We start from the raw sequence: 22,829 nt of genomic DNA, 5'->3' as shown, positions 1-22,829 counted from the left end.
CTTCGCCCGTTACTTTTGTTGAAGCGATCCAAGCACATCATAAAGGAAGCAGAAATGAGCCATATCCCGAGCGAACTGAAATATGCCACCTCCCACGAGTGGATCCGTGTCGAAGCCAACGGTGAGGCCGTGGTCGGTATTACCGAGCACGCCCAGGATCTGCTGGGAGACATGGTGTTCGTGGATCTGCCGGAAGTAGGCAAGCAGGTCAGCGCCGGTGAAGAGTGCGCCGTGGCCGAGTCGGTGAAAGCCGCCTCCGACATCTACAGCCCGGTGAGCGGCGAGATCCTGGCCGTCAACGAAGAGCTGGAAGGCAGCCCCGAGCTGGTCAACTCCGATCCCTACGACGCTGGCTGGCTGTTCCGCATCAAGCTGGACGACGCTTCCGAGCTCGCCAACCTGCTGGACGCCGATGGCTACCAGAACGTGGTGGACGAAGAGTAAGCATGCCGGGCCCTGCAAGGATTTGCAGGGCCTTTTTGTTTGGCCGCCAGTTGCAGCTGTTGCCCTGGTGGCCGGGTGAAGTCGCCCGCGCCAGCCCGCGAGTCCCAGCCGGATGAGACGGGCAGGCCGCCAGAATCGCGACCCCCGTCGATGCCCCTTGCGCATCCCGTGCCTGCCCGCTGGGCGGTGCACCGAACATGAGTGGAGTCGGCGCCGCCGGCTCGGGAATATCTATCAGGGCTTCTTTAGCAGGACCTATTGATCAGGAAATCAGGGAAATGACCCAGTCACTGTTTGAACTCGAACAAAAAACCGACTTCATCCGCCGCCACATCGGCCCGGGTGAGGATGAGCTGCGCGCCTTGCTGGCCGTGGTGGGCGCCGAGAGCCTGGACGATCTCATCGATCAGACCGTCCCCGCCGCCATTCGCCGTCCGGGCCCGCTCGGCATCGGTGCTCCCATGACCGAGGTGGAGGCCCTGGCCAAGCTCAGGGGCTATGCCGCGAAGAACAAGATTGCCAAGAGCTACATCGGCATGGGTTATCACGACACCCATGTGCCCCATGTCATCTTGCGCAACGTGCTGGAAAACCCGGGCTGGTATACCGCCTACACCCCTTATCAGCCGGAGCTGGCCCAGGGCCGTCTCGAGGCGCTGCTGAACTTCCAGCAGCTCACCCTTGATCTCACGGGGATGGATCTCGCCAGCGCCTCCCTGCTGGATGAGGCCACCGCCGCCGCCGAGGCCATGGCCCTTGCCAAGCGCATGGCCAAATCCAAGTCCAACCTCTTCTTCGTGGCCGACGACGTGCACCCCCAGGTGATCGACGTGGTCAAGGAGCGGGCGGTGCACTTTGGCTTCGATGTCCTGGTCGGCCCCGCTGCCGAGGCGGTGAGCGAGGAGGTGTTCGGTGCCATGTTCCAGTACCCGACCACCACCGGCAGCGTCACCGATCTGCGCGCGCTGATCGCCGCCGTCCAGGCCCAGAAGGGTCTGGCCTGCGTCGGCGCCGACATGCTCTCCTTGCTGCTGCTCAAATCCCCCGGCGAACTGGGGGCGGACGTGGTGTTCGGCTCTGCCCAGCGCTTTGGCGTGCCCATGGGTTACGGTGGCCCGCATGCGGCCTTCTTCGCTACCCGCGATGCCTACAAGCGCTCCATGCCAGGCCGCATCATCGGCGTCTCCAAGGATGCCCGCGGCAAGGCCGCCCTGCGCATGGCGATGCAGACCCGTGAGCAACACATTCGCCGCGAGAAGGCGAACTCCAACATCTGTACCGCCCAGGTGCTGCTGGCCAACATGGCGAGCTTCTACGCCGTCTATCACGGCCCTGTGGGACTGAAAACCATCGCCTCCCGCATCCATCGCCTGACCTCCATCCTGGCGCTGGGGCTGACCGCCAAGGGCGTGGCTCTCAAGCACGACAGCTGGTTCGATACCCTGACCGTGTTGACCGCTGACAAGGCAAGCCTGATCGCCAAGGCCGAAGGGCTTGGTATCAACCTGCGCGCGGATCTGGACGGCGCCGTGGGCATCTCCTTGTCCGAGACCACCACCCGCGAGGACGTGGCCGAGCTGTTTGATCTCTTCCTCGGCCAGGGTCATGGCCTGGACGTCGCCGCCCTGGATGCCAAGGCGCAGACGCACCATGCCATCCCGCAGGATCTGCTGCGCACCGATGCCGTGCTGACCCACGAGGTGTTCAACAAATACCACTCCGAGACCGAGATGTTGCGCTACATCCACCGTCTCGAAGCGAAAGACCTGGCCCTGAACTACGCCATGATCTCGCTCGGCTCCTGCACCATGAAGCTCAACGCCACCGCCGAGATGATCCCGGTGACCTGGCCCGAGTTTGGCAAGCTGCACCCGTTCGCCCCGCTGGCCCAGACCCAGGGCTATCAGCTGCTGCTGGCGGATCTGGAAGACTGGCTGGTGAAGGTGACCGGCTACGACGCCGTCTGCATGCAGCCGAACTCCGGCGCCCAGGGCGAGTACGCGGGCTTGCTCGCCATCAAGAAGTACCACGAGTCTCGCGGCGAGGGGCATCGCGATGTGTGCCTGATCCCGGCCTCCGCCCACGGCACCAATCCGGCCTCCGCCCAGATGGCGGGCCTCAAGGTCATCGTCACCGCCTGCGACAAGGCCGGCAACGTGGACTTGGACGACCTGCGCGCCAAGGCCGCCGAGGTGGGGGATCAGCTCTCCTGCCTGATGGTGACCTACCCCTCCACCCACGGGGTGTACGAGGAGACCATCAAGGAGGTGTGTGACATCGTGCACCAGTACGGTGGTCAGGTGTATCTGGATGGTGCCAACATGAACGCGCAAGTAGGGTTGACGGCACCGGGCTTTATCGGCGCGGACGTGTCGCACCTCAACCTGCACAAGACCTTCGCCATTCCCCATGGCGGTGGCGGCCCCGGCATGGGCCCCATCGGCGTGAAGCAGCATCTGGCACCCTTCGTGGCTGGCCACGCCGTGGTCAAGACCGACAAGGAGAGCCGTGACAACGGTGCCGTGTCGGCGGCGCCGTTCGGCTCGGCCAGCATCCTGCCCATCAGCTGGATGTATATCGCCATGCTGGGGGATGAGGGGCTGAAAAAATCCACCCAGGTGGCCATCCTCAACGCGAACTACCTGGCCAAGAAGCTGGGGGAATCCTTCCCCGTGCTCTACACCGGTCGCAACAACCGCGTCGCCCACGAGTGCATCCTGGACATACGTCCGCTCAAGGAAGCCTCCGGCATCAGCGAGATGGACGTGGCCAAGCGCCTGATGGACTACGGCTTCCACGCACCGACCATGAGCTTCCCGGTGGCGGGCACCCTGATGGTCGAGCCGACCGAATCCGAATCCAAGCGCGAGCTGGATCGCTTCGTCGAAGCCATGACCCGTATCCGCGCCGAGATTGCCAAGGTGCAGGACGGCCACTGGAGCCTGACCGACAACCCGCTGGTGCATGCACCCCACACCCAGGATGACGTGATGGACGAGCAGTGGGCTCGCGGTTACACCCGCGCCGAGGCGGTGTTCCCGTCCGACGCCGTGCGCGCCAGCAAGCTGTGGCCTGCTGTCAACCGCATCGACGATGTGTACGGGGATCGCAATCTGTTCTGCTCCTGCATCCCGACCGAGGATTATCTGGACTGATCCCTCGTCCGATCACGGTCGGCACATGACGACAAGGCCCTGCATCAGCAGGGCCTTTTTATTTGCATCGATGACGCAATCGGCACAGATGCCGAGCACCCGGCCTGTGCAGAGGGGCGTGTCATTCCTCCGGGAGAGGGGAGGCGTGTTTGCGAGCGCGTTTGCTCGTTCTGGAAATGGCCAAAAAGACAACGCCAAGGGTCATGAAAGAGGGGCCCAGCGTCCAGAAGATGTCCAGCTGGGTGGTCAGACCCACCACCATGAAGGTGATGCCGTTGGTGAGAAATACGAAGCCGAGTATCAGAAGGTTCCTGATCGAAAACATTGTGCTGCCTTGCAAATCGCCATGTGAGATGCCCCATAGTCACATGATGTGACGGATTGCGCCATCTCCGTGCGGGGCTGGCGGGAGATCACAGGTTGCGGATCCGCAGCCTCCAGATGAAGACACGCTTCGTGGATCCTGAGCAGCGTGGCGCCCGCTTGCCTGAGTCTCTTCAGTGCCCTGCCGGTGAACCTGTCCCCGGACATCGGCAAGACGCAACATCGAGTTCGAACAGGGTCAATCAGGGGTGAGCAAGCCCTGCTTTACAGGGCCTGCTCATTCTGGGGGGGGGGTGGGGAAACTGGGATAGGGGCTCAGCCCTGCCTCGCCGCTTCGATGGCGGCGATGTCTATCTTACCCATCTGCATCATGGCCTCGAACACGCGCCGGGCGACGGCCGGATCGGGGTCGGCCAGGGCCTGGGTCAGGGCAAGGGGGGTGATCTGCCAGGAGAGACCCCACTTGTCCTTGCACCAGCCACATTCGCTCGCCTGGCCGCCGTGGTCGATGATGGCGTGCCAGTAGCTGTCCGTTTCGGCCTGGGTCAGGGTGGTCACCTGAAACGAGAAGGCTTCGCTGTGTTTGAAACAAGGCCCGCCGTTGAGCCCGAGGCAGGGGATCCCCAGCACGGTGAATTCGACCGTCAGCAGATCCCCCCGCTTGCCCGAGGGGAAGTCGCTCGGGGCATAAAACAGCGCCCCGACAGCGGAGTGGGGGAAGAGGCTGGCATAAAACCGGGCGGCCTCTTCGGCATCGTTATCGTACCAGAGACAAATTCTGCTTATTGCGTCTTTCATGATGAGATTCCTTCGTTAGTCTGTGCCTTGGTGGCGTTTTTGACTGCCTTTGGCCTTTGTGGGGACACCGCGGCGCCGATGTCATCGCCCTGGGCCGCGACCTGGGTGAGCCACATCAGGTCGGTTGCATGTCTCCCTGCCATCCTGGCTGGCCGAGGTTCCCTCGCTGGACACGCAGTTTTTCGCCATCAGACGGGGCCAAGGTGTCATCGGAACCTGACCCGGCGCCCGTCTATTGGTATGGTGGGTATAGATGGCCCGGGCGCATTGCGACAGGGGCGGGTGACAATCAGGAGAGGAGTCTGGCATGGACAGTACCCAGCGTTTTTCGGCCCGAGTCGAGGCCTATGTGAAGTATCGGCCCGGTTATCCGGCGGCCATGCTGGATTATCTGGCGACCGATCTCGCCATGGGGCCGGATGCCAGCGTGGCCGACATCGGGGCCGGAACCGGCATCTTGACCGCCTTGCTCGCCCCCAGAGTGAAGACGCTGTGGGCAGTGGAACCCAATCCCGACATGCGGGGCGCGGCCGAGCGGCTGCTGGCGGGGGCCGGCAATCTCCATTGGCTGGGGGGCAGCGCCGAGGCGACCGGCATTGCTGCGGGGACGCTGGATCTCGTCACCGTGGCCCAGGCGTTTCACTGGTTTGATCGGGCCGCCTTCAAGCAGGAGTGCCGGCGCGTGCTCAAACCCGGTGGCTCGGTGGCGCTCATCTGGAACGACAGGCTGACCGACACCGATTTTCTCAAGGCGTATGAGGCGGGGCTGCGGGCCTATTCCGGGGACTACGAAGAGGTCAATCACCGCAATCTCGATGACGCCGACTTCGCAGCCTTCTTCGAGGGAGCATATCGCCTTGAACGCTTCCCCAACCGGCAGCTGTTCGATCTGGCAGGGGTCATGGGGCGGCTCAACTCCTCTTCCTATGCTCCCGCCATCGGGACTTCGGCCTATGAACAGCTGGCTGCCCTGATCCAGCGGGAGTTCGAGCGCTGGGCGCAGGATGGGCAAATTGCCTTCAACTACCAGACCCTGGTCTACAGTGGCCGGGTCTAGGGACGCAGACGTCGCGTCGTGGACGCCCCGAAAGGGGCGAGCAGCGGGTCGGTCAGCGAGCCTGGCGCCGATACAAACAGGCCCTCATCGGTGAGGGCCTGTCTGTTTGTAAGCGGCGCTTGAGCCGCCTGGACGTTATCCCTTGTCTAGGCCGAGCAGGGTAATGGCCTTGGCCAGGGTGTCGACGGATTCCTGATGCTTGCCCGCCTTGTGCAGGGCTTCGCCTTCGGCCCTGAGCTGCTTCACCTCGGCCAGTTGCTCGGCACTGAGCACGGGGTCGGCGGCCAGGGTATCATCGATCTTCTTCATGTCCATGGGACAGTGGAAGGCGAGGGCACTACCGGCGAAGAGCAGGCCTGCCAACAACAACACGACTCTCATCTTGACGACCTCCATGTTGGGATCCCGTTAAGGATAGCCTCTCAAAAACGGGGCAAGCCGGTTGAAGGGGGCAAGAGAGCGGGGCTACCATGACCCTTCAACCCTGAGAAAGGAGCGGCTATGGCACTCACGAGATTGTTGTCCCCCCTGACCAGTCTGGTGATCTTCATTCTGGGTCACGGCATGTTCAACACCCTGCTGACGGTGCGACTCTCTGCCGAGCAGGTGTCGGCCCAGGCCATCGGTCTGGTCTCTGCCGCCTACTTTGGGGGCCTGGTGCTCGGGGCCTTCGTCAATGCCCGCCTCATCATCCGGGTGGGGCATATCCGGGCCTATGCGGCCTATGCTTCCCTGCTCTGTTTCCTGTTCCTGCTGCACGGCATGGTGGTGGAACCCGTCACCTGGGCGGTGCTGCGGCTGCTCGGGGGCTTTGCCACCGGCGGCCTGTTCGTGGTGCTGGAGTCCTGGATGCTGGTCTCCAGCACCCCGGCCAATCGGGGGCGGTTGATGTCCCTCTACATGATCCTGCTCTACGGCTCCCTGGCGCTCGGCCAGTTGCTGCTCAAGTGGGTGGATCCCCTGGTGCTGACGCCCTTTGCCCTGTGCGCCATGGCCGCCACCCTGTCGGTGGTGCCGCTCGCGCTCTCCCGGGTGGCAACCCCGGCCATGGTGGCCCCCCAGCGGGTCGGCGTGCTGGAGCTGGTGCGGCTTACCCCGGCGGGCATGGGCAGCAGTTTCACCTCAGGGCTGCTGCTTGGCGCCATCTACGGTCTGCTGCCCCTCTATTTCACTGACAGCGGGGCATCGCTGGCGCGGGTGGCGGACATGATGGCTCTGGTGATCCTGGGGGGCATGTGCCTGCAATACCCTATCGGTCGCATCTCGGATCGCTACGACAGGCGGCTGGTGATCCTGCTGCTCTGCGTGACGCTAGTGGTGCTGGCGCTGTTGATGGTGGTGCTGCCGCAGAGCTGGCGTGAACCCGTGGCCGGGGGGCTGGTGTTCCTGCTCGGCGGCATGGCCTTCTCCATCTATCCCTTGAGTCTGAGCCACGCCTGCGATGAACTGCGCCCGGATCAGGTGCTCGGAGCCAACCAGGGGTTGCTGCTCGCCTACAGCCTGGGGGCCATGATAGGGCCCCTGCTTGCGCCCTTCGTCATGATGCACGTTGGGCCAGAGGGGCTCTTCGTCTATTTCGCCCTGTGTGGCGCCCTGCTGGCGACCTATCTCGGCTGGCGCAAGCGGCAGCGGGCGCCGATCCCCCTGGCCGAGCATCAGGTGTTCATTCCAGTGCCCCCCAACACCCCCATGACTCCGGAGCTGGAGCCGAGAACGGATCTGGCGGGGGAGGCGGTGCCCGCAAGCTTTGCCACCCCGGATGAGGCCGTGGCTGAAGAGGCACCAACCCGCGGTTAGGGCGCCAAGTGCACCGAGGCACAACAAGCGTGAGACATAAAAAAAGCCGACTCCAGGGAGTCGGCTTTTTGTCGGGCGCTGAGCCTATCAGGCGGTTACGGCATCGGTCTTGGTGACCGCCGCTTCTGGTGCTGCATTGCGAATGAGGTAATCAAACGCACCCAGGGCTGCGGTGGCACCGGCACCCATGGAGATGATGATCTGCTTGAACGGCACGGTAGTGGCGTCCCCTGCGGCGTAGACGCCGGGCAGGGAGGTGGCGCCCTTGGTGTCGATCTCTATCTCGCCAAAGCGGGTCAGGGCTACGTCGCTCCCTTTCAGGAACTCGGTGTTCGGCACCAGACCGATCTGTACGAAGATGCCAGCCACCGCCAGGTGCTTGATCTCACCCGTGGTACGGTCTTCGTAATCCATGCCGACCACCTTGCTGCCGTCACCGATCACTTCGGTGGTGCGGGCGCTCATGATGATGTCGATGTTGCCCATGGAGCGGGCCTTCTTCTGCAGCACCTCGTCGGCACGCAGGGTATCGGCGAACTCCACCACGGTGACGTGCTCGACGATGCCGGCCAAGTCGATGGCCGCCTCGATGCCGGAGTTACCGCCACCGATCACCGCCACCCGCTTGCCCTTGAAGAAGGGGCCGTCGCAGTGCGGGCAGTAGGCCACGCCCTTGGTGCGGTATTCCACTTCACCCGGCACGTTCAGATCGCGCCAGCGGGCACCGGTGGCCAGGATCACGGCGCGGCTCTTCAAGGTCGCGCCGGAGGCGAGATCCACGTTCACGTAGCCATCCTTGCTGATGGCGGCGGCGCGCTGCTCGGTGATCACTTCCACGCCGTACTGCTTGACGTGCTGCTCCAGGCTGGCGGCCAGCTTGGGGCCTTCGGTGTAGGGCACGGAGATGAAGTTCTCGATGCCGACGGTGTCCATCACCTGACCACCGAAGCGCTCGGCAACGATGGCGGTGCGAATGCCTTTACGGGCGGCATAGATGGCGGCGGCTGCGCCAGCCGGGCCACCGCCGACCACCAGGACGTCGTAGGGGGCTTTTTCATTGAGCTCTTCGGCCTTGCGCGCGGCGGCACCGGTGTCGAGCTTGGCGACCACTTCTTCCAGAGAGATGCGACCCTGGCTGAATGGCTGACCGTTCAGATAGACGTTCGGCACGGCCATGATCTGGCGCTCGGCAACCTCATCCTGGAACAGGGCGCCGTCGATCATGGTGTGGGTGATGCCGGGGTTCAGGGTCGCCATCAGGTTCAGGGCCTGTACCACGTCCGGACAGTTGTGGCAGGACAGAGAGATATAGGTCTCGAAGTGGAACTCGCCCTTCAGGTTCTTGACCTGCTCCAGCACGGCCGGATCGGCCTTGGAGGGGTGGCCGCCGCTTTGCAGCAGGGCGAGTACCAGGGAGGTGAATTCATGACCCATGGGGATGCCGGCAAAATGCACGCGGGGGGCTTGACCCTGGGGCGCGATGCTCATGGAAGGCTTGCGGGCAGCTGTGCCATCAGTCATGGAAATTTTGGGGGACATCTCGCTGATCTCGGTGGCCAAAGCCAGGAGTTCGGCGGATTTGTCGCTGTCGTTGCCAGACACGCTGATCTCGATGGGATTGACGATGTACTGCAAGTAACCGTTGAGTTGTTGTTTGAGGTTGGTATCTAACATGGTCGAATTCCTTCTTGCTGAATGCGGTCGGCACTATGAGAGGGCACAGAATACGGAGAATACTGGGCCAGAAAGCAGACCGGCACGTTTGAAGTGGGCCGGAAAACAGACCGGCCCTTGAACGGGCCGGTCTTTAGAGCAGGGAGGCTTAGATTTTGCCTACCAGATCCAGGGACGGGGCCAGAGTGGCTTCGCCTTCTTTCCACTTGGCCGGGCAAACTTCACCCGGGTGAGCGGCAACGTACTGGGCAGCTTTGACTTTGCGCAGCAGTTCCAGGGCGTCACGACCGATGCCACCGGCGTTGATCTCGACGATCTGGATGATGCCGTTCGGGTCGATAACGAAGGTACCACGGTCAGCCAGACCAGCTTCTTCGATCATCACGCCGAAGTTGCGGGTGATGGCACCGGTGGGGTCGCCGATCATCGGGTACTGGATCTTCTTGATGGTGTCAGAAGTGTCGTGCCAGGCCTTGTGAGTGAAGTGGGTGTCGGTGGAGACGGCGTAGATCTCGACGCCCAGCTTCTTGAATGCTGCGTAGTTGTCTGCCAGGTCGCCCAGCTCGGTCGGGCAAACGAAGGTGAAGTCAGCCGGGTAGAAGAACACCACGGACCACTTGCCTTTCAGATCAGCGTCAGACACCTGAACGAATTTGCCTTCGTGGTAAGCGGTAGCGTTGAACGGCTTGATTTCAGTGTTGATATAGGTAGACATGTATTTGCTCCTTGGTGATGTACATATGCCTGTCTGGCCAGGCCAGTCGAGGCGTTTAACTTTCGATGGAGGCATCATAGGGCTTTTCGCTAATCGGTCAAAGCCACAATTTTGAATCACATAAATCTATTTATTAGATAACCCATCACAACTGTACTCAACATGAATATCTCAGGACTTCACAGATAACTCATTGTCGAAGTTCAATTTCTGTCCTGCGGGTCACATTTTCAAGTCCCGGATGGGATCTTGTTTTACCCATGGGATGAAAGCAGGGAAAGATGAAGGTTCGTCGGGGAGGGCGAAAGAGAGACAAAAAAATCCCGGCGTCATCGCATGAGGAGGCCGGGTCATCAAACAAGGAATGGCGATATATAAAATGCTTTACAGCAAAGACTTACTACGGGGTGTGCAAACTTGCAGACATATGAAGGGAAGAGTACGGGTGCACAATCCTCATCTTCCCCTCGGCAAACATTGCATGAGAGACATGATAGTGTGATGGTGATCACAAAGCAAGATTATGATGTAATTTTCCATCCAAAATGAAAGGATTTCAGTTTTGCGGTCGATTTTTTCGACTGAAAACGCTTTTAATGTAATTTTATTACGAGACTTTGTGATCAGAAATCCGCTTGAGGCTCCTGCTCTTCAAGCAACTCCAGCAGATTGATGGCCACCGCAATGAAATCAGACTCGGTGACGATGCCCACCAGTCTCTGCCCCTTGATGACCGGCAGGCAGCCATATTTGTGGCGTTGCAGATAAAGTGCCGCCTCCTTGATACCGGCGCGGGGATCCACGGTCGCCACCTGGCGAGTCATGATGTCGTCGAGCTGCACGCTGTCGGTGAACTCCGCCTCCCGTTCCGGATTGATCAGCAGCAGTTTGGACTCACGGGTGGCGAGGATGTCGGAGAGGGTGACCAGTCCCAGCAGATGATGATACTCGTCGACGATGGGAATGTGGCGGATCCGCTCCTGCTGCATCAGGTCCATCGCCTGCTTGACGCTGTTCTGTGGACCCAATGTGAAGGGGTGTTCGGTCATGATTTCAGACAGTGTCATCATGGTGGCCTCCTTGTGTCTCTGATCCCACCCTAGCCCAGCCGTCGCAGTCAAAACCTGATCAGGGTCAATACAGATCGTTAAACAACCATTAACCCCCAAGAGCGGCAGATGCGGCTCAGTCCATTGTGTGTGATGCCGTGACTTCGTGGTCATATGCCTTGTCTCTAACCTGGTTCGGCGCGCACGCCAACGCCGCTGCGCGCGTGATGACAGGCCAGTAGATACCAATGCTCACAAAAGCGCCCGCTATCCCTTGTCTGCCTTGGGTTTTTGGTCTTTTGGGTTGCCTTGAAGTAAGGGGATAACTAGACTAGCCGCCGATTCCCCCCGAGGTGAAAGATGCAAGTATCCGATTTTCATTTTGATCTGCCAGACGAGCTGATTGCCCGCTATCCCATGACGCAGCGCACCGCCAGCCGTCTGTTGCAGCTCGATGGTCAAAGCGGCGCCCTGCGCCACGGTCAATTTGTGGATGTGCTGGACCAGCTCAATCCTGGCGATCTGCTGGTGTTCAACAACACTCGCGTCATTCCGGCCCGCATGTTTGGCCAGAAGGCCAGTGGCGGCAAGCTGGAGGTGCTGGTGGAGCGCATTCTGGACGAGCACAGCGTGCTGGCTCACGTTCGCTCCTCCAAGTCCCCCAAGCCGGGCACTCGCCTCATTCTGGATGGCGGTGTCGAAGCGGAGATGCGTGCCCGCCACGACGCCCTGTTCGAGATCCACTTCCTGGACCCGCGCCCGGTGCTGGAGATCCTGGAGGTCATCGGTCACATGCCGTTGCCCCCCTATATCGACCGCCCCGACGAGGACGCCGATAAAGAGCGCTATCAGACCGTTTACAACGAGAAACCGGGCGCCGTAGCGGCTCCCACTGCCGGCCTGCATTTTGACGAGCCCTTGCTCGAGCGGATCAAGGCCAAGGGAGTGGAACTCGCCTTCGTCACCCTGCACGTGGGGGCAGGCACCTTCCAACCGGTGCGGGTGGACAAGATTGAAGATCACCACATGCACTCGGAGTATGCCGAGGTGCCACAAGCCGTGGTGGATGCGATCGCGGCAACCCGCGCCCGCGGTGGCCGGGTCATTGCGGTGGGCACCACCTCGGTGCGATCCCTGGAGAGCGCCGCCAAGGTGACGCTGGCCCAGGGCAAGCCGCTGGCGCCATTTTTCAGCGACACCGACATCTTCATCTTCCCGGGCTATCAGTTCCAGGTCGTCGATGCCATGATCACCAACTTCCACCTGCCGGAGTCGACCCTGATCATGCTGGTCAGCGCCTTCGCCGGGTATGAGCACGTGATGGCGGCCTATCAGGCGGCGGTGGCCGGACAATATCGCTTCTTCAGCTACGGGGATGCCATGTTCGTCACCCGTCGCCGGGACGAGGCTTGATGCCTCGCCCTTCAGAACCTGTTCAAGATCGCTGAGTAAGATCGCGCGCAGCTTCTTATATACGGGCCCTCGCTGGGCCCTCAACTGTCGGACTGTTTCTCTGACTGCATCGAGGTAGCAATGAAATTTGAACTGAAAACCACCGATGGCCGCGCTCGCCGTGGCCAGCTGGTATTCGAGCGTGGCACCGTCCAGACCCCGGCCTTCATGCCGGTCGGTACCTACGGCACCGTCAAGGGGATGACCCCGGAAGAGGTGCGCGAGACCGGCGCCCAGATCCTGCTCGGCAACACCTTCCACCTCTGGCTGCGGCCGGGGCAGGCAGTGATGCGGGCCCACGGGGATCTGCACGATTTCATGAACTGGCAGGGGCCCATCCTGACCGACTCCGGTGGCTTCCAGGTGTTCAGTCTGGGCCACATCCGCAAGATCACCGAAGAAGGGGTACATTTCCGTCATCCCATCAACGGCGAGAAGATCTTCCTCGACCCCGAGAAATCTATGGAGATCCAGTACGATCTGGGCTCCGACATCGTCATGATCTTCGACGAGTGCACGCCCTATCCGGCCACGTACGAAGAGGCGCGCAAGTCCATGGAGATGTCCCTGCGCTGGGCCAAACGCTCCCGGGACAAGTTCGATGCCCTGGGCAACAAGAACGCCTTGTTCGGCATCATCCAGGGCTCGGTCTATGAGCCGCTGCGGGATGTCTCCCTGGACGGCCTGCTGGAGATTGGCTTTGACGGCTATGCCGTCGGCGGTCTGGCGGTGGGTGAACCCAAGGAAGACATGCATCGTATCCTCGATCACGTCTGCCCGAAGATCCCGGCGGACAAGCCACGCTACCTGATGGGGGTGGGCAAGCCGGAGGATCTGGTGGAAGGGGTGCGCCGCGGCATCGACATGTTCGACTGCGTGATGCCGACCCGCAACGCCCGCAACGGCCATCTGTTCACTACGGACGGGGTGGTCAAGATCCGCAATGCCAAGTATCGCGAGGACACCAGCACCCTGGATGCGGAGTGCGATTGCTACACCTGCAAGAACTACACCCGCAGCTATCTGTACCATCTGGACAAGTGCAACGAGATCCTCGGCGCCCGTCTGAATACCATCCATAACCTGCGTTATTACCAGCGGGTGATGCAGGGTTTGCGGGACGCGATCGAGCAGGGTAAATTAGACGACTTTGTAACTGAGTTCTACCGTCGGCAAGGGAAGCCTGTGCCTCCATTAGCTGAAAACAACGCTAAATAACAACGAGTTATCAGCTATTCATCAAATCTACATCAAACAAGAGGTTGTTAAATGAGCATTATCTCCAAGGCATATGCAGAAGGCGCGGCTCCGGGTGCACAGGGTGGTGGCATGGAAATGATCATCATGCTGGCCGTCTTCGGCCTTATCTTCTATTTCATGATCTACCGTCCCCAGGCCAAGCGTGCCAAGACTCACCGTGATCTGATGAGCTCCCTGGCCAAGGGTGACGAAGTGCTCACCTCCGGTGGCCTGGTCGGTAAAATCGCCAAGGTATCCGCCGACAGCGAATACATTGTGCTGGCCCTGAACGATCAGACCCAGGTCACCATCAAGCGTGACTTCGTCTCTGCCGTTCTGCCCAAGGGCTCTATCCAGTCCCTCTAATCTCCCGAGGAGCACAGCGTGTTAAATCGCTATCCGCTGTGGAAATACCTGATGGTGGTCGTGGTGATCGCCATCGGTTTTCTATATGCAGCCCCCAATCTTTACGGCGAAGACCCGGCCTTGCAGGTATCTGCCAGCCGTGGTGCCGAAGTCAAACTCGAGACGCTCGATCAGGTGAAGGAGACGCTCGACGCGGCCAAGATCCCGGTCAAACATGCTGCCTTCGAGCACGGCTTCATCCTGGTTCGTTTCAATAACACCGAAGATCAGCTGAAAGCACGTGATGTCGTCGCCAACAAGCTGGGCGACAACTTCATCACGGCCCTCAACCTGGCCCCGTCCACCCCCGCCTGGCTCGAAGCCATCGGTGCGGCGCCCCTCAAGCTCGGTCTTGACCTGCGCGGTGGTGTGCACTTCCTGATGGAAGTGGACATGGCCGAGGCGCTGACCAAGCAGCAAGAGCAGATGGTGCAGGATTTCCGGACCGAACTGCGTACCCAGAAGATCCGTTACTCCGGCGTGCGCCGGGTCGGTGATCAGGTGCAGGTGGTGTTTCGCGATGAGGAAGATCAGTCCAAGGCGGTCTCCTTCCTGCGTCGCCAGAATCCGGATCTGACCTTTACCACGGAGCAGAAGGGGGATGACTTCATCCTGCTGGCCTCCTTGAGTGAAGCCAAGATCAAGGAAGTGAAGAAGTACGCCCTCGAGCAGAACATCACCATCATCCGCAACCGGGTGAACGAGCTGGGGGTGGCCGAGCCGCTGGTCCAGCAGCAGGGTGCCGAGCGCATCGTGGTGGAACTGCCTGGGATCCAGGACACCGCCCGTGCCAAGGAGATCCTGGGCGCGACCGCGACCCTGGAATTCCACATGGTCGATGAGACCGCCGATATCCAGGCCGCCGCCAGTGGCCGGGTACCGCCGAGCTCCAAGGTGTACAACGATCGCAACGGTCGTCCCGTGGTGCTGCAAAAGCGCGTGATCCTGACCGGTGACCACATCGTGGGTGCCCAGTCTGGTTTCGATGAATACAGCCGTCCCCAGGTCAACATCAAGCTCGACAGCCAGGGCGGCAACAAGATGGCCAACTTTACCAAGGACAACGTTGGTAAGGGCATGGCGACCGTCTTCATCGAGTACAAGCCGGTGGGCCAACCGGGTCCGGATGGCAAGCGCAAGTTCCGCAAGCAGGAAGAGGTGATCAACGTTGCGACTATCCAGTCCCGTCTGGGTAGCCAGTTCCGCATCACCGGCATCGACAACGCCAACGAAGCCCACAACCTGGCGCTGCTGCTGCGTGCCGGTGCCCTGATCGCCCCGATCCAGATCGTGGAAGAGCGCACCATAGGCCCGAGCCTGGGTCAGCAGAACATCGACAGCGGTATGGAAGCCATCGGCTGGGCCATGCTGGTGATCGTGCTGTTCATGGGGATCTACTACCGCGCCTTCGGCTGGGTGGCCAACCTGGCACTGACCATGAACCTGGTGCTCATCGTCGGTATCATGTCGATGATCCCGGGGGCCACCATGACCCTGCCGGGCATCGCCGGTATCGTCTTGACGCTGGGCATGGCGGTGGATGCGAACGTGCTGATCTACGAGCGTATTCGTGAAGAGATCCGCAATGGTCGCGGGGTGCAGCAAGCCATTCACATGGGCTTTGATCGCGCCTTCTCCACCATTGCCGACTCCAACGTCACCTCGCTCATCACCTGCGTGATCCTGTTCGGTATCGGTACCGGCGCCATCAAGGGCTTCGCCCTGACGCTGGGGATTGGGCTGACTGCCTCCATGTTCACCGCCATCACGGTATCCCGCGCCATTATCAACCTGGCCTGGGGTGGACGGCGCATCGACAAGCTGCCGATCTAAGGAAGAGACATGTTTCAAATTCTACATTTTGAAAAGCCCATCCCCTTCATGCGTTTCGCCAAGACGGGTATGGTGCTCTCTGCTCTGGTGACGGTGTTCGCCCTCTATATCCTGTTCGATCGCGGCCTGAACTGGGGTCTGGACTTCACCGGTGGTACCACCATCGAAGTGGGGTTCCAGCAATCGGTGAGCCTGGACAAGATGCACGAGGCGCTGGATCAGCAGAAGATTGAAGGGGCGACCCTGCAATTCTTCGGCTCCAGCCGTGACGTCCTGGTACGCATGGCCCCGCAAGAGGGGGTCAAGGTCGAACAGCAGGGCAATGAAGTGCTGGCGGCCGCCAAGCTCATCGACGAGAGTGCCGTGCTCAAGCGCGTGGAGTTCGTCGGTCCCTCCGTGGGTGACGAGCTGGCGACAGACGGGGCGCTGGCCATGCTGGCCTCCATCCTCTGTATCCTGATCTACGTGGCGGTGCGCTTCGAGTGGCGTCTGGCGACGGGGGGGATCCTTTCCCTGGCTCACGACGTCATCATCACCCTCGGCATCTTTGCCTACTTCCAGTACGAGTTCGACCTGACCGTGCTGGCGGCGCTGATGACGCTGGTGGGTTACTCGCTCAACGACACCATCGTGGTGTTCGACCGGGTACGGGAGAATTTCCGCAAGGTGCGTCGGGGTGATACCGCCGAAATCATGGATCTCTCCATGACCGAGACCCTGAGCCGGACCATCATCACCTCCGGTCTTACCTTCGTGGTGGTGGTGGCGCTGCTGCTCAAGGGCGGTCCGCTTATCCACGGCTTTGCCATCGCCATGGTGATCGGGGTGGCCTTCGGGACCTACTCCTCCATCTATGTGGCGAGCGCCTCTGCCATGTTCCTCGGGATCAAGCGGGAGCACATGCTGCCGACCCAGGTGGAAAAAGAGGGCGCGGATCAGCAAGAGATCCTGCCGTAAACGACAAGGGCGCCGCAAGGCGCCCTTTCTCTTATGGCTCGACTGAGTCATGATACTCGACGACAGTGAGCAATCCGCTCGGGCTACAACGAGTGCAAGGAGCAAGCCATGCAACATAACCCCCGTTTTCTGGCACTGGTCGAGGCCATACGCCCGCAAGTGAAAGAAACTGACGTACATCAGATCAAGCGCTGGCAGGATGAGGGCCGCGACTTTCATCTGATCGACGTGCGCGAGGAGAGCGAGTGGGCGAGGGGCCATCTGCCGGGGGCGACCTACCTCGGCCGCGGGGTGATAGAGCGGGATATCGAGACGCGCTATCCCGACCCCGCCACCGAGCTCTACCTCTATTGTGGGGGGGGATTTCGCTCCATTCTGGTGGCGGAGAACCTGCAGAAGATGGGCTACACCCGAGTGGTCAGTGTCGATGGAGGCTTTCGCGGTTGGAGTGACGCCGGATACCCTGTCGAATCCTGATTTATTTGAGGGAGAGGGGCTCAGCCACATGACAAAGTCTCGGCTGACCTTTACCATATGCGGGTCAAGCGTAAGCGTCGGAGTGTTCATTGAACGTCAGGATAGGGATTGGATACCTCACGGGTATCCTGTTGTTGCTCCCCATGTGGGGTTGCAGCAGTAGCAGTCAGGTTGCAGCTCCTCAAGTTCCCAAGCCGCAACCCGCTTCGCTGGTATTGGCGACCCCCTTGCAGGTCTCCTACCAGAGCGAGTTGGCGCTGGCGCGACTCGGGCAGATGCTCAGTGAAATGGAGTTGACGACGGAACAGCGTGCCGAGCTGTTCTATGAGCGTGCCGTGGTGTTTGACAGAGTGGGGTTGCGTTCCCTGGCCAGACTGGATTTCAACCGCGCCCTGCGGGAGAAACCCGATTTTGCCGAGGCGTACAACTTCATCGGTGTCTATCTGGTGCAGCAGCAGAACTATGACGAGGCCTACGAGGCCTTCGACTCGGCGCTGGAGCTGGCCCCGGATTATGATTACGCCTATCTCAACCGTGGCATTGCGCTCTATTACGGCAATCGTCCCGAACTTGCGGCGGCCGACATGAAGCGCTTCTACGAGGCGCAGCCGGAAGATCCCTACCGGGTGATCTGGCTCTATCTGGCCGAGCAGAAGCTGGATGCCTCGGCGGCCATGAGCCGGATGCGCGAACGCCTCAACAAGTACGATGACGATGCCTGGAACTGGGATCTGGTTCGCCTCTACACCGGCGAGATCAATGCGACCCAGCTGATGGGCAACGTGGTGAAAGGGGTGAAGGACAACCGGGAGCTCGCCGAGCGCCTGTGCGAGACCTACTTCTACCTCGGCAAGTTTGAACTGGCCAAGGGCAACCGCAAGGAAGCCATCAGTTACTTCAAGCTGGCCCTTGCCAACAACGTCTACGACTTCATCGAGCATCGCTATGCCCTGCTGGAGCTGGAGTTGATGGCCCGCAAACCCGTGCCGCCCGGCGCCCCGAGCGCACAGAAGAGCAAGCAAGCCTCCTGACCCCGGAGGCAAGCCGTAAAAAAGGCCTCATCACGAGGCCTTTTTGCTGTCTGCGCGTTGGCGGCTGGCTTATCCCACCAGGCTCATGCCGGGGATCTGGCGCCAGTAGCCGTTGCAGTCGTGCTCCTGCAGCAGGGAAAGCGGTGCCTGACCCTGCTGGTTGGCCTTGAAACGGGCCAGCATATCCAGGGTGTTCATCCCCTCGGGGGAGAGACGCACCACGTCCACCAGGTCTGCCATTCCCTTGAGATCGTTGCCGAGGTTGTAGCAGTAGCCGGACTGGGTCTGGATGCCGTTGAGGTTGAACACCTTCTGCCCCTCGCGGCTGTGGGCGAGACGGCCGTTGGGATAGTGGATGCAGGCGAGCTCGCAGTTATCCTTGGGCTTGTCGAGTGAGCGGGCGGTGAAGCAGCGGGCCGAGTAGGCGAGCGGCAGGTGGCCGTAGGCAAAGACTTCCACCTCGAAGCGCTGGCGATCGGCCCCCAGATCCTGCACCAGCTGCACCAGCCAGTCCCGGGAGAGCTCCACCGGCATCACCCAGCGCTGCATTCCGCTTCTGAGCAGCATGCGCAGCACATCGGCGTTGTAGGCGTTGATGGCCGGGCCGCAGACAAACGGCAGGTCGGCCTCTCTGGCGAGCTGGACGGTGCCCAGATCGTTGGCCTCAATCAGCAGGTCGCCGTTGTCTACCAGTCGCTTGACCTCCTTGAGTTCGGACGGGGCCGAGATGAGCGCCAGGGTGGAGAGCACCGCCTGCTTGCCCGAGCTGGCTACCTCGCGGGCCAGGGCAATCCACTCATCCACCTTGAGTTCGCGGCGCTTGCTGCACACCGTCTCCCCCAGATAGATGATGTCGGCCTGACTCCGGGCGGCGGCCTCGTAGAATGACTGGGTGTCGGCCTTGGGCCAGTAGAAGAGCAGGGGGCCGAGAGAGAATTGCATTAGTTGTGCTCCTTGCAGTCATGAAAGCAGTGAAAAATAGGCCAGCCTTGATGGGGGGAACGGGACATGGGGTCTCCTGTCATTGCCATTGGCGATGGTAGGCACCCAGGGTCGTCTGGCTGCCTTCGGAGACACGGGCGAGCTGGGCATCCCATTCGCTCCTGACGCTGTAGCCCTCGGGGTTGGCGAGATAGCTGTCGATGGCGGCGCGCCAGACCCGGGTTACCTGCTCCACGTAGGCGGGGCTGCGCTGGCGTCCTTCAATCTTGACCGACTGGATCCCGGTCTGGCACAGCTCGGGCAAGAGGCCCAGGGTGTTGAGGCTGGTGGGCTCTTCCAGGGCGTGATAGGTCTGACCATCCACCTCGAAGCGCCCCTTGCACAGGGTCGGGTAGCCGGCGTTCTCCCCCGGGCCGTAGCGATCGATCAGCACCTCGTTGAGGCGGGATTCGAGGCCGCCGGGGGTCTCTTCCCAGCGCACGTATTTGGCCGGTGAGCAGGCTCCCACGGTATTGGGACTCTCGCCTGTCATGTAGGAGGAGAGGTAGCAGCGCCCCTCCGCCATGATGCAGAGGCTGCCGAAGGCGAACACCTCGAGGCCGACGTCGGTCTCGCGGGCCAGCTGCTTGACCTGATGCATGGAGAGCACCCGGGGCAGCACCACCCGGCAGACGTTGAAGTGATCCTGATAGAAGCGGATGGCGGCGGCATTGGTGGCGCTTGCCTGCACCGAGACATGCAGCTCCATGTCGGGGTAGCGGCGGCTGGCGTAATCGAGCACGGCGAGATCGGCGATGATGAGGGCATCGGCACCGAGGGCTGCGCCCCTGTCCACCGCCTGCTTCCACCTCGCATCCGAGCCCGGGTGGGCGAAAGTATTGATGGCGATGTGCAGCTTGCGGCCGTGCTGGTGCACGTAGTCCACCGCCTTTTCCAGCTTGCTGTCGGTGAAGTTGAGGCCGGCGAAGTGGCGGGCGTTGGTGTCGTCCTTGAAGCCGATATAGACGGCATCGGCGCCGTTATCCACGGCGGTCTTCAGTGCCGGCAGGCTGCCTGCCGGGCAGAGTAATTCCATCGGTACGCTCCGAGAGGGCAAAAATGCAAAAGTGGCCCGATTGTATGCACGGGCGCGCTCCCACTTTTTGACCTGAGGCAGCTTTAGGTGGCTTTACCCTTCTAGAGGTAAGTGGGCACAAGTTTGATTTTCAACAGGATCCTGCTCATCTCCCTGTGTTTGAATGCGCAAAAAACTGGGAGTACATCGTGTTTCAACAACTGCAACGTCGCCTGGTTGAACAGGCCCCCTGTCTCTTGCGTCGCCCCCTCAAACTGGTGCCCTTCAGCGCCCAGCAACACCTGATGGAGAGCCTGCTGGCCCAGGTGTTCAAGGAAGCCATTGCGGATGGCGACTTCGCGTTCCTCGCGGGCAAGTGGCTCAAAGTCGAGGTGACCGATCTCGAACTCTGCTGGTTTATCAGCGAGCGGGAGGGAAAGCTGGTGGTGGCCCGCGACTGCGAGCGAGCGGACGTCTGCTTCAGTGGCTGCAGCCAGGATCTTATCCTGATCGCCGGCCGGCGGGAGGATCCGGATTCGCTCTTCTTCCAGCGCAAGCTGAAGATAGAGGGCAATACCGAGCTCGGCCTCGAGGTGAAGAACCTGATGGACAGCCTGGATCTCGACGGTTTGCCCGCTCTGATGAAGTATCCGTTGATCGACATGGCGACCCTGATCGAACGCGCCCGCTCCGTGCAGGAGCCTGTGGCCGCGCCGGCGACCTGAATTGCGCCACAGATGCGGCGCCACTCCCTGCAAGTGCTGTCTGCGCTGACGCCGGGCCCGGAAGTCGCAATCGTCCCTGGGGCAAGGTAGCCGGGTACAGGGAGAGGCCGGGCAGGCTCGGCAGCCCGGCGCGAACCCGCAGATAGCGCGCGGGCCGTGACTCGGCGCGCAGGGGAGGGGGACATGAGAAGGGCGCCGAGTGATCCATCCCGGCCTTCCTCGGTCCACCTGCAACGCTCCTCCTCTCATGCCCTCTGGTTATACGAGTGGTCATTTTTGTTCTGAAATCCGGGCTCAGAAGCGGTGCCAAAATAGCGATTGGTTATGTTACAATTGCGCGCCATTTTTGACTGAAGATTGACTGGGCATGTTGGATCAGATTCGTATCGTCTTGGTAAACACCTCTCACACCGGCAACATGGGCTCTGCGGCACGGGCCATGAAGACCATGGGATTGACCCAGCTGGTACTGGTGGATCCCCAGGAGATGCCGGATGAGAACGCCGTTGCCCTGGCGGCCGGTGCCAGCGACATCCTGGCCAATGCCCGCATCGTCCCGACTCTGGAAGAGGCTATCGCCGGTTGCGGCCTGGTCATCGGTACCAGCGCGCGCTCCCGCACCCTGAGCTGGCCCATGCTGGACTCCCGTGAAGCGGGGGATAAAGCCGTAATGGAGGCTGCGATCCACCCGGTCGCCCTGGTGTTTGGCCGTGAACGCACCGGTCTCACCAACGACGAGCTGCAAAAGTGCCACTACCACGTCGCCATTCCGGCCAATCCCCAATACAGCTCCCTCAATCTGGCCATGGCGGTGCAGACCCTCTGCTACGAGGTGCGCATGCACTGGTTGCAGACGCAGGACTCCGTGGTGGCGGAGCCCGAGCTCGACTACCCCACGGCCGAGCAGCTGGAAGGGTTCTATCAGCACCTGCAGCAGACCCTGCAGCAGACCGGTTTCATCAGTGACGACCACCCCGGTCACGTGATGAGCAAGCTGCGCCGTCTGTTCAACCGAGCCAGACCGGAGACGGTGGAGCTGAATATACTGCGCGGCATCCTGACCTCGGTGAACAAATCCCGACCGCAAGGATAATCCCGACTAATTTACTCAAGCATATACTTGACTGATTTAGTCGGGTATGTGACCATGTGCCCATATTGATTTGTTCGCAAGACGGTAAGGCATATGAGACTGACCTCAAAAGGACGTTACGCAGTGACCGCCATGCTCGACGTGGCGTTGCATGCAGAGCAGGGGCCCGTACCCCTTGCCGATATTTCAGAGCGCCAGGGCATCTCGTTGTCCTATCTGGAACAGCTGTTTGCCCGCCTGCGCAAGCATGGACTGGTGAGCAGTGTGCGCGGCCCGGGCGGTGGCTATCGCCTCGGTCTGGCGCCCGGCGACATCTCGGTCGGTCAGGTGATCACCGCGGTGGATGAGTCGGTCGATGCGACCAAGTGTCTGGGCAAGGGGGGCTGCCATGGTGGTACCCAGTGTCTGACCCACTCCCTGTGGCGTGACCTCAGCGAGCGTATCTCCAGTTTCCTCGGTGACATCACCCTGGCGGAGCTGGTTGGCCAGGCCGATGTGCGTCGCATCGCCGGCAAGCAAGATGAACAAATGAAGACCGTGTTGTCCCTGGTTGAACGGGCCGAACGCGGTGATGTGAGCTTAAAAGTCCAACTATAAACAAACGTGCT

At 61.1% G+C, this 22,829-nt stretch carries 22 protein-coding genes; 15 read left to right on the top strand and 7 right to left on the bottom strand.

Annotated features, from left to right (window positions below; genetic code table 11):
- Positions 1-54 precede the first annotated feature (54 nt).
- From gcvH to ACW5W7_RS04980, 3 genes are all read left to right on the top strand, one after another.
- Positions 55-444, top strand: a complete 390-nt coding sequence (gene gcvH, locus ACW5W7_RS04990) for a glycine cleavage system protein GcvH (RefSeq protein WP_456500952.1) — start codon at positions 55-57, stop codon at positions 442-444.
- A gap of 278 nt (positions 445-722) precedes the next feature.
- Complete coding sequence (gene gcvP / locus ACW5W7_RS04985) at positions 723-3,599, top strand: aminomethyl-transferring glycine dehydrogenase (protein ID WP_456500951.1); 2,877 nt, start codon at positions 723-725, stop codon at positions 3,597-3,599.
- A 145-nt stretch (positions 3,600-3,744) separates the two neighbouring features.
- On the top strand, positions 3,745-3,951 hold the full coding sequence (locus ACW5W7_RS04980; RefSeq protein WP_456500950.1) for a hypothetical protein: 207 nt from the start codon (positions 3,745-3,747) through the stop codon (positions 3,949-3,951).
- Positions 3,952-4,238: 287 nt separating this feature from the next.
- On the opposite strand, the gene ACW5W7_RS04975 is transcribed toward ACW5W7_RS04980, so the two are convergent.
- On the bottom strand, positions 4,239-4,721 hold the full coding sequence (locus tag ACW5W7_RS04975) for a VOC family protein (RefSeq protein ID WP_456500949.1): 483 nt from the start codon (positions 4,719-4,721) through the stop codon (positions 4,239-4,241).
- A gap of 307 nt (positions 4,722-5,028) precedes the next feature.
- On the opposite strand from ACW5W7_RS04975, the gene ACW5W7_RS04970 reads away from it, so the two are divergent.
- Complete coding sequence (locus ACW5W7_RS04970; RefSeq protein WP_456500948.1) at positions 5,029-5,778, top strand: class I SAM-dependent methyltransferase; 750 nt, start codon at positions 5,029-5,031, stop codon at positions 5,776-5,778.
- 135 nt (positions 5,779-5,913) lie between these two features.
- On the opposite strand, the gene ACW5W7_RS04965 is transcribed toward ACW5W7_RS04970, so the two are convergent.
- A complete protein-coding gene (locus tag ACW5W7_RS04965) occupies positions 5,914-6,159 on the bottom strand; it encodes a hypothetical protein (protein WP_456500947.1) in 246 nt (81 codons plus the stop codon).
- 120 nt (positions 6,160-6,279) lie between these two features.
- Here ACW5W7_RS04965 and ACW5W7_RS04960 point away from each other — a divergent pair, with 120 nt between their 5' ends.
- Positions 6,280-7,575, top strand: coding sequence for an MFS transporter (locus tag ACW5W7_RS04960; protein WP_456500946.1), 1,296 nt, complete (start codon positions 6,280-6,282; stop codon positions 7,573-7,575).
- Between the two features lie 87 nt (positions 7,576-7,662).
- Here ACW5W7_RS04960 and ahpF read toward each other — a convergent pair whose 3' ends face one another.
- The 3 genes from ahpF to ACW5W7_RS04945 all read right to left on the bottom strand — a co-directional run bounded on the left by ahpF (position 7,663) and on the right by ACW5W7_RS04945 (position 11,034).
- Positions 7,663-9,249 (bottom strand): alkyl hydroperoxide reductase subunit F, encoded by a 1,587-nt coding sequence (gene ahpF, locus ACW5W7_RS04955; RefSeq protein ID WP_456500945.1) that lies wholly within the window; start codon positions 9,247-9,249, stop codon positions 7,663-7,665.
- Between the two features lie 148 nt (positions 9,250-9,397).
- Positions 9,398-9,964: an alkyl hydroperoxide reductase subunit C gene (gene ahpC / locus ACW5W7_RS04950; RefSeq protein ID WP_349918113.1), complete on the bottom strand. Its 567-nt coding sequence runs from the start codon at positions 9,962-9,964 to the stop codon at positions 9,398-9,400.
- A gap of 623 nt (positions 9,965-10,587) precedes the next feature.
- Positions 10,588-11,034 (bottom strand): CBS domain-containing protein, encoded by a 447-nt coding sequence (locus ACW5W7_RS04945; RefSeq protein WP_434662740.1) that lies wholly within the window; start codon positions 11,032-11,034, stop codon positions 10,588-10,590.
- Between the two features lie 339 nt (positions 11,035-11,373).
- Between ACW5W7_RS04945 and queA the strand changes: the two genes are divergently transcribed.
- The 7 genes from queA to nlpI all read left to right on the top strand — a co-directional run bounded on the left by queA (position 11,374) and on the right by nlpI (position 18,407).
- Positions 11,374-12,426, top strand: coding sequence for a tRNA preQ1(34) S-adenosylmethionine ribosyltransferase-isomerase QueA (queA, locus tag ACW5W7_RS04940; protein WP_456500944.1), 1,053 nt, complete (start codon positions 11,374-11,376; stop codon positions 12,424-12,426).
- Positions 12,427-12,546: 120 nt separating this feature from the next.
- The gene (tgt, locus tag ACW5W7_RS04935; RefSeq protein WP_349918108.1) at positions 12,547-13,683 is read left to right on the top strand and encodes a tRNA guanosine(34) transglycosylase Tgt; all 1,137 of its coding nucleotides are present in this window, start codon (positions 12,547-12,549) and stop codon (positions 13,681-13,683) included.
- Between the two features lie 51 nt (positions 13,684-13,734).
- Positions 13,735-14,070 carry a preprotein translocase subunit YajC gene (gene yajC, locus ACW5W7_RS04930; RefSeq protein WP_100858982.1) on the top strand — a complete coding sequence of 112 codons (336 nt, stop codon included), beginning with the start codon at positions 13,735-13,737 and terminating at the stop codon, positions 14,068-14,070.
- Positions 14,071-14,088: 18 nt separating this feature from the next.
- The gene (gene secD / locus ACW5W7_RS04925) at positions 14,089-15,942 is read left to right on the top strand and encodes a protein translocase subunit SecD (protein WP_434662734.1); all 1,854 of its coding nucleotides are present in this window, start codon (positions 14,089-14,091) and stop codon (positions 15,940-15,942) included.
- 9 nt (positions 15,943-15,951) lie between these two features.
- Positions 15,952-16,899, top strand: a complete 948-nt coding sequence (gene secF, locus ACW5W7_RS04920) for a protein translocase subunit SecF (protein ID WP_434662732.1) — start codon at positions 15,952-15,954, stop codon at positions 16,897-16,899.
- 108 nt (positions 16,900-17,007) lie between these two features.
- The gene (locus ACW5W7_RS04915; RefSeq protein ID WP_456500943.1) at positions 17,008-17,376 is read left to right on the top strand and encodes a rhodanese-like domain-containing protein; all 369 of its coding nucleotides are present in this window, start codon (positions 17,008-17,010) and stop codon (positions 17,374-17,376) included.
- An 89-nt stretch (positions 17,377-17,465) separates the two neighbouring features.
- Entirely contained in the window at positions 17,466-18,407 is a 942-nt protein-coding gene (nlpI, locus tag ACW5W7_RS04910) for a lipoprotein NlpI (RefSeq protein WP_349918102.1), read from the top strand.
- A gap of 69 nt (positions 18,408-18,476) precedes the next feature.
- On the opposite strand, the gene ACW5W7_RS04905 is transcribed toward nlpI, so the two are convergent.
- Together ACW5W7_RS04905 and ubiU are read right to left on the bottom strand one after the other, a co-directional pair.
- Entirely contained in the window at positions 18,477-19,349 is an 873-nt protein-coding gene (locus ACW5W7_RS04905) for a U32 family peptidase (RefSeq protein WP_456500942.1), read from the bottom strand.
- A 79-nt stretch (positions 19,350-19,428) separates the two neighbouring features.
- Positions 19,429-20,424, bottom strand: coding sequence for a ubiquinone anaerobic biosynthesis protein UbiU (gene ubiU, locus ACW5W7_RS04900; protein ID WP_456500941.1), 996 nt, complete (start codon positions 20,422-20,424; stop codon positions 19,429-19,431).
- Between the two features lie 188 nt (positions 20,425-20,612).
- On the opposite strand from ubiU, the gene ubiT reads away from it, so the two are divergent.
- The 3 genes from ubiT to iscR all read left to right on the top strand — a co-directional run bounded on the left by ubiT (position 20,613) and on the right by iscR (position 22,818).
- Positions 20,613-21,128, top strand: a complete 516-nt coding sequence (gene ubiT, locus ACW5W7_RS04895) for a ubiquinone anaerobic biosynthesis accessory factor UbiT (protein ID WP_434662719.1) — start codon at positions 20,613-20,615, stop codon at positions 21,126-21,128.
- 367 nt (positions 21,129-21,495) lie between these two features.
- Positions 21,496-22,221 carry a tRNA (cytosine(32)/uridine(32)-2'-O)-methyltransferase TrmJ gene (gene trmJ, locus ACW5W7_RS04890; protein WP_456500940.1) on the top strand — a complete coding sequence of 242 codons (726 nt, stop codon included), beginning with the start codon at positions 21,496-21,498 and terminating at the stop codon, positions 22,219-22,221.
- A gap of 93 nt (positions 22,222-22,314) precedes the next feature.
- Positions 22,315-22,818, top strand: coding sequence for a Fe-S cluster assembly transcriptional regulator IscR (gene iscR / locus ACW5W7_RS04885; protein ID WP_349918093.1), 504 nt, complete (start codon positions 22,315-22,317; stop codon positions 22,816-22,818).
- Positions 22,819-22,829 lie beyond the last annotated feature (11 nt).

The sequence above is a fragment of the Aeromonas intestinalis genome, from assembly GCF_054052485.1.
Note: the sequence above shows the minus strand (reverse complement) of the source record. Positions and strands in the feature narration are given on the sequence as shown.

Excerpts from the sequence above, each read along its gene's own strand:
- gcvH (WP_456500952.1), top strand. The coding sequence starts at position 55 with ATGAGCCATATCCCGAGCGAACTGAAATATGCCACCTCCCACGAGTGG.
- gcvP (WP_456500951.1), top strand. The coding sequence starts at position 723 with ATGACCCAGTCACTGTTTGAACTCGAACAAAAAACCGACTTCATCCGC.
- ACW5W7_RS04975 (WP_456500949.1), bottom strand. The coding sequence starts at position 4,721 with ATGAAAGACGCAATAAGCAGAATTTGTCTCTGGTACGATAACGATGCC.
- ACW5W7_RS04970 (WP_456500948.1), top strand. The coding sequence starts at position 5,029 with ATGGACAGTACCCAGCGTTTTTCGGCCCGAGTCGAGGCCTATGTGAAG.
- ACW5W7_RS04965 (WP_456500947.1), bottom strand. The coding sequence starts at position 6,159 with ATGAGAGTCGTGTTGTTGTTGGCAGGCCTGCTCTTCGCCGGTAGTGCC.
- ACW5W7_RS04960 (WP_456500946.1), top strand. The coding sequence starts at position 6,280 with ATGGCACTCACGAGATTGTTGTCCCCCCTGACCAGTCTGGTGATCTTC.
- ahpF (WP_456500945.1), bottom strand. The coding sequence starts at position 9,249 with ATGTTAGATACCAACCTCAAACAACAACTCAACGGTTACTTGCAGTAC.
- ahpC (WP_349918113.1), bottom strand. The coding sequence starts at position 9,964 with ATGTCTACCTATATCAACACTGAAATCAAGCCGTTCAACGCTACCGCT.
- ACW5W7_RS04945 (WP_434662740.1), bottom strand. The coding sequence starts at position 11,034 with ATGATGACACTGTCTGAAATCATGACCGAACACCCCTTCACATTGGGT.
- queA (WP_456500944.1), top strand. The coding sequence starts at position 11,374 with ATGCAAGTATCCGATTTTCATTTTGATCTGCCAGACGAGCTGATTGCC.
- tgt (WP_349918108.1), top strand. The coding sequence starts at position 12,547 with ATGAAATTTGAACTGAAAACCACCGATGGCCGCGCTCGCCGTGGCCAG.
- yajC (WP_100858982.1), top strand. The coding sequence starts at position 13,735 with ATGAGCATTATCTCCAAGGCATATGCAGAAGGCGCGGCTCCGGGTGCA.
- secF (WP_434662732.1), top strand. The coding sequence starts at position 15,952 with ATGTTTCAAATTCTACATTTTGAAAAGCCCATCCCCTTCATGCGTTTC.
- ACW5W7_RS04915 (WP_456500943.1), top strand. The coding sequence starts at position 17,008 with ATGCAACATAACCCCCGTTTTCTGGCACTGGTCGAGGCCATACGCCCG.
- ACW5W7_RS04905 (WP_456500942.1), bottom strand. The coding sequence starts at position 19,349 with ATGCAATTCTCTCTCGGCCCCCTGCTCTTCTACTGGCCCAAGGCCGAC.
- ubiU (WP_456500941.1), bottom strand. The coding sequence starts at position 20,424 with ATGGAATTACTCTGCCCGGCAGGCAGCCTGCCGGCACTGAAGACCGCC.
- trmJ (WP_456500940.1), top strand. The coding sequence starts at position 21,496 with ATGTTGGATCAGATTCGTATCGTCTTGGTAAACACCTCTCACACCGGC.
- iscR (WP_349918093.1), top strand. The coding sequence starts at position 22,315 with ATGAGACTGACCTCAAAAGGACGTTACGCAGTGACCGCCATGCTCGAC.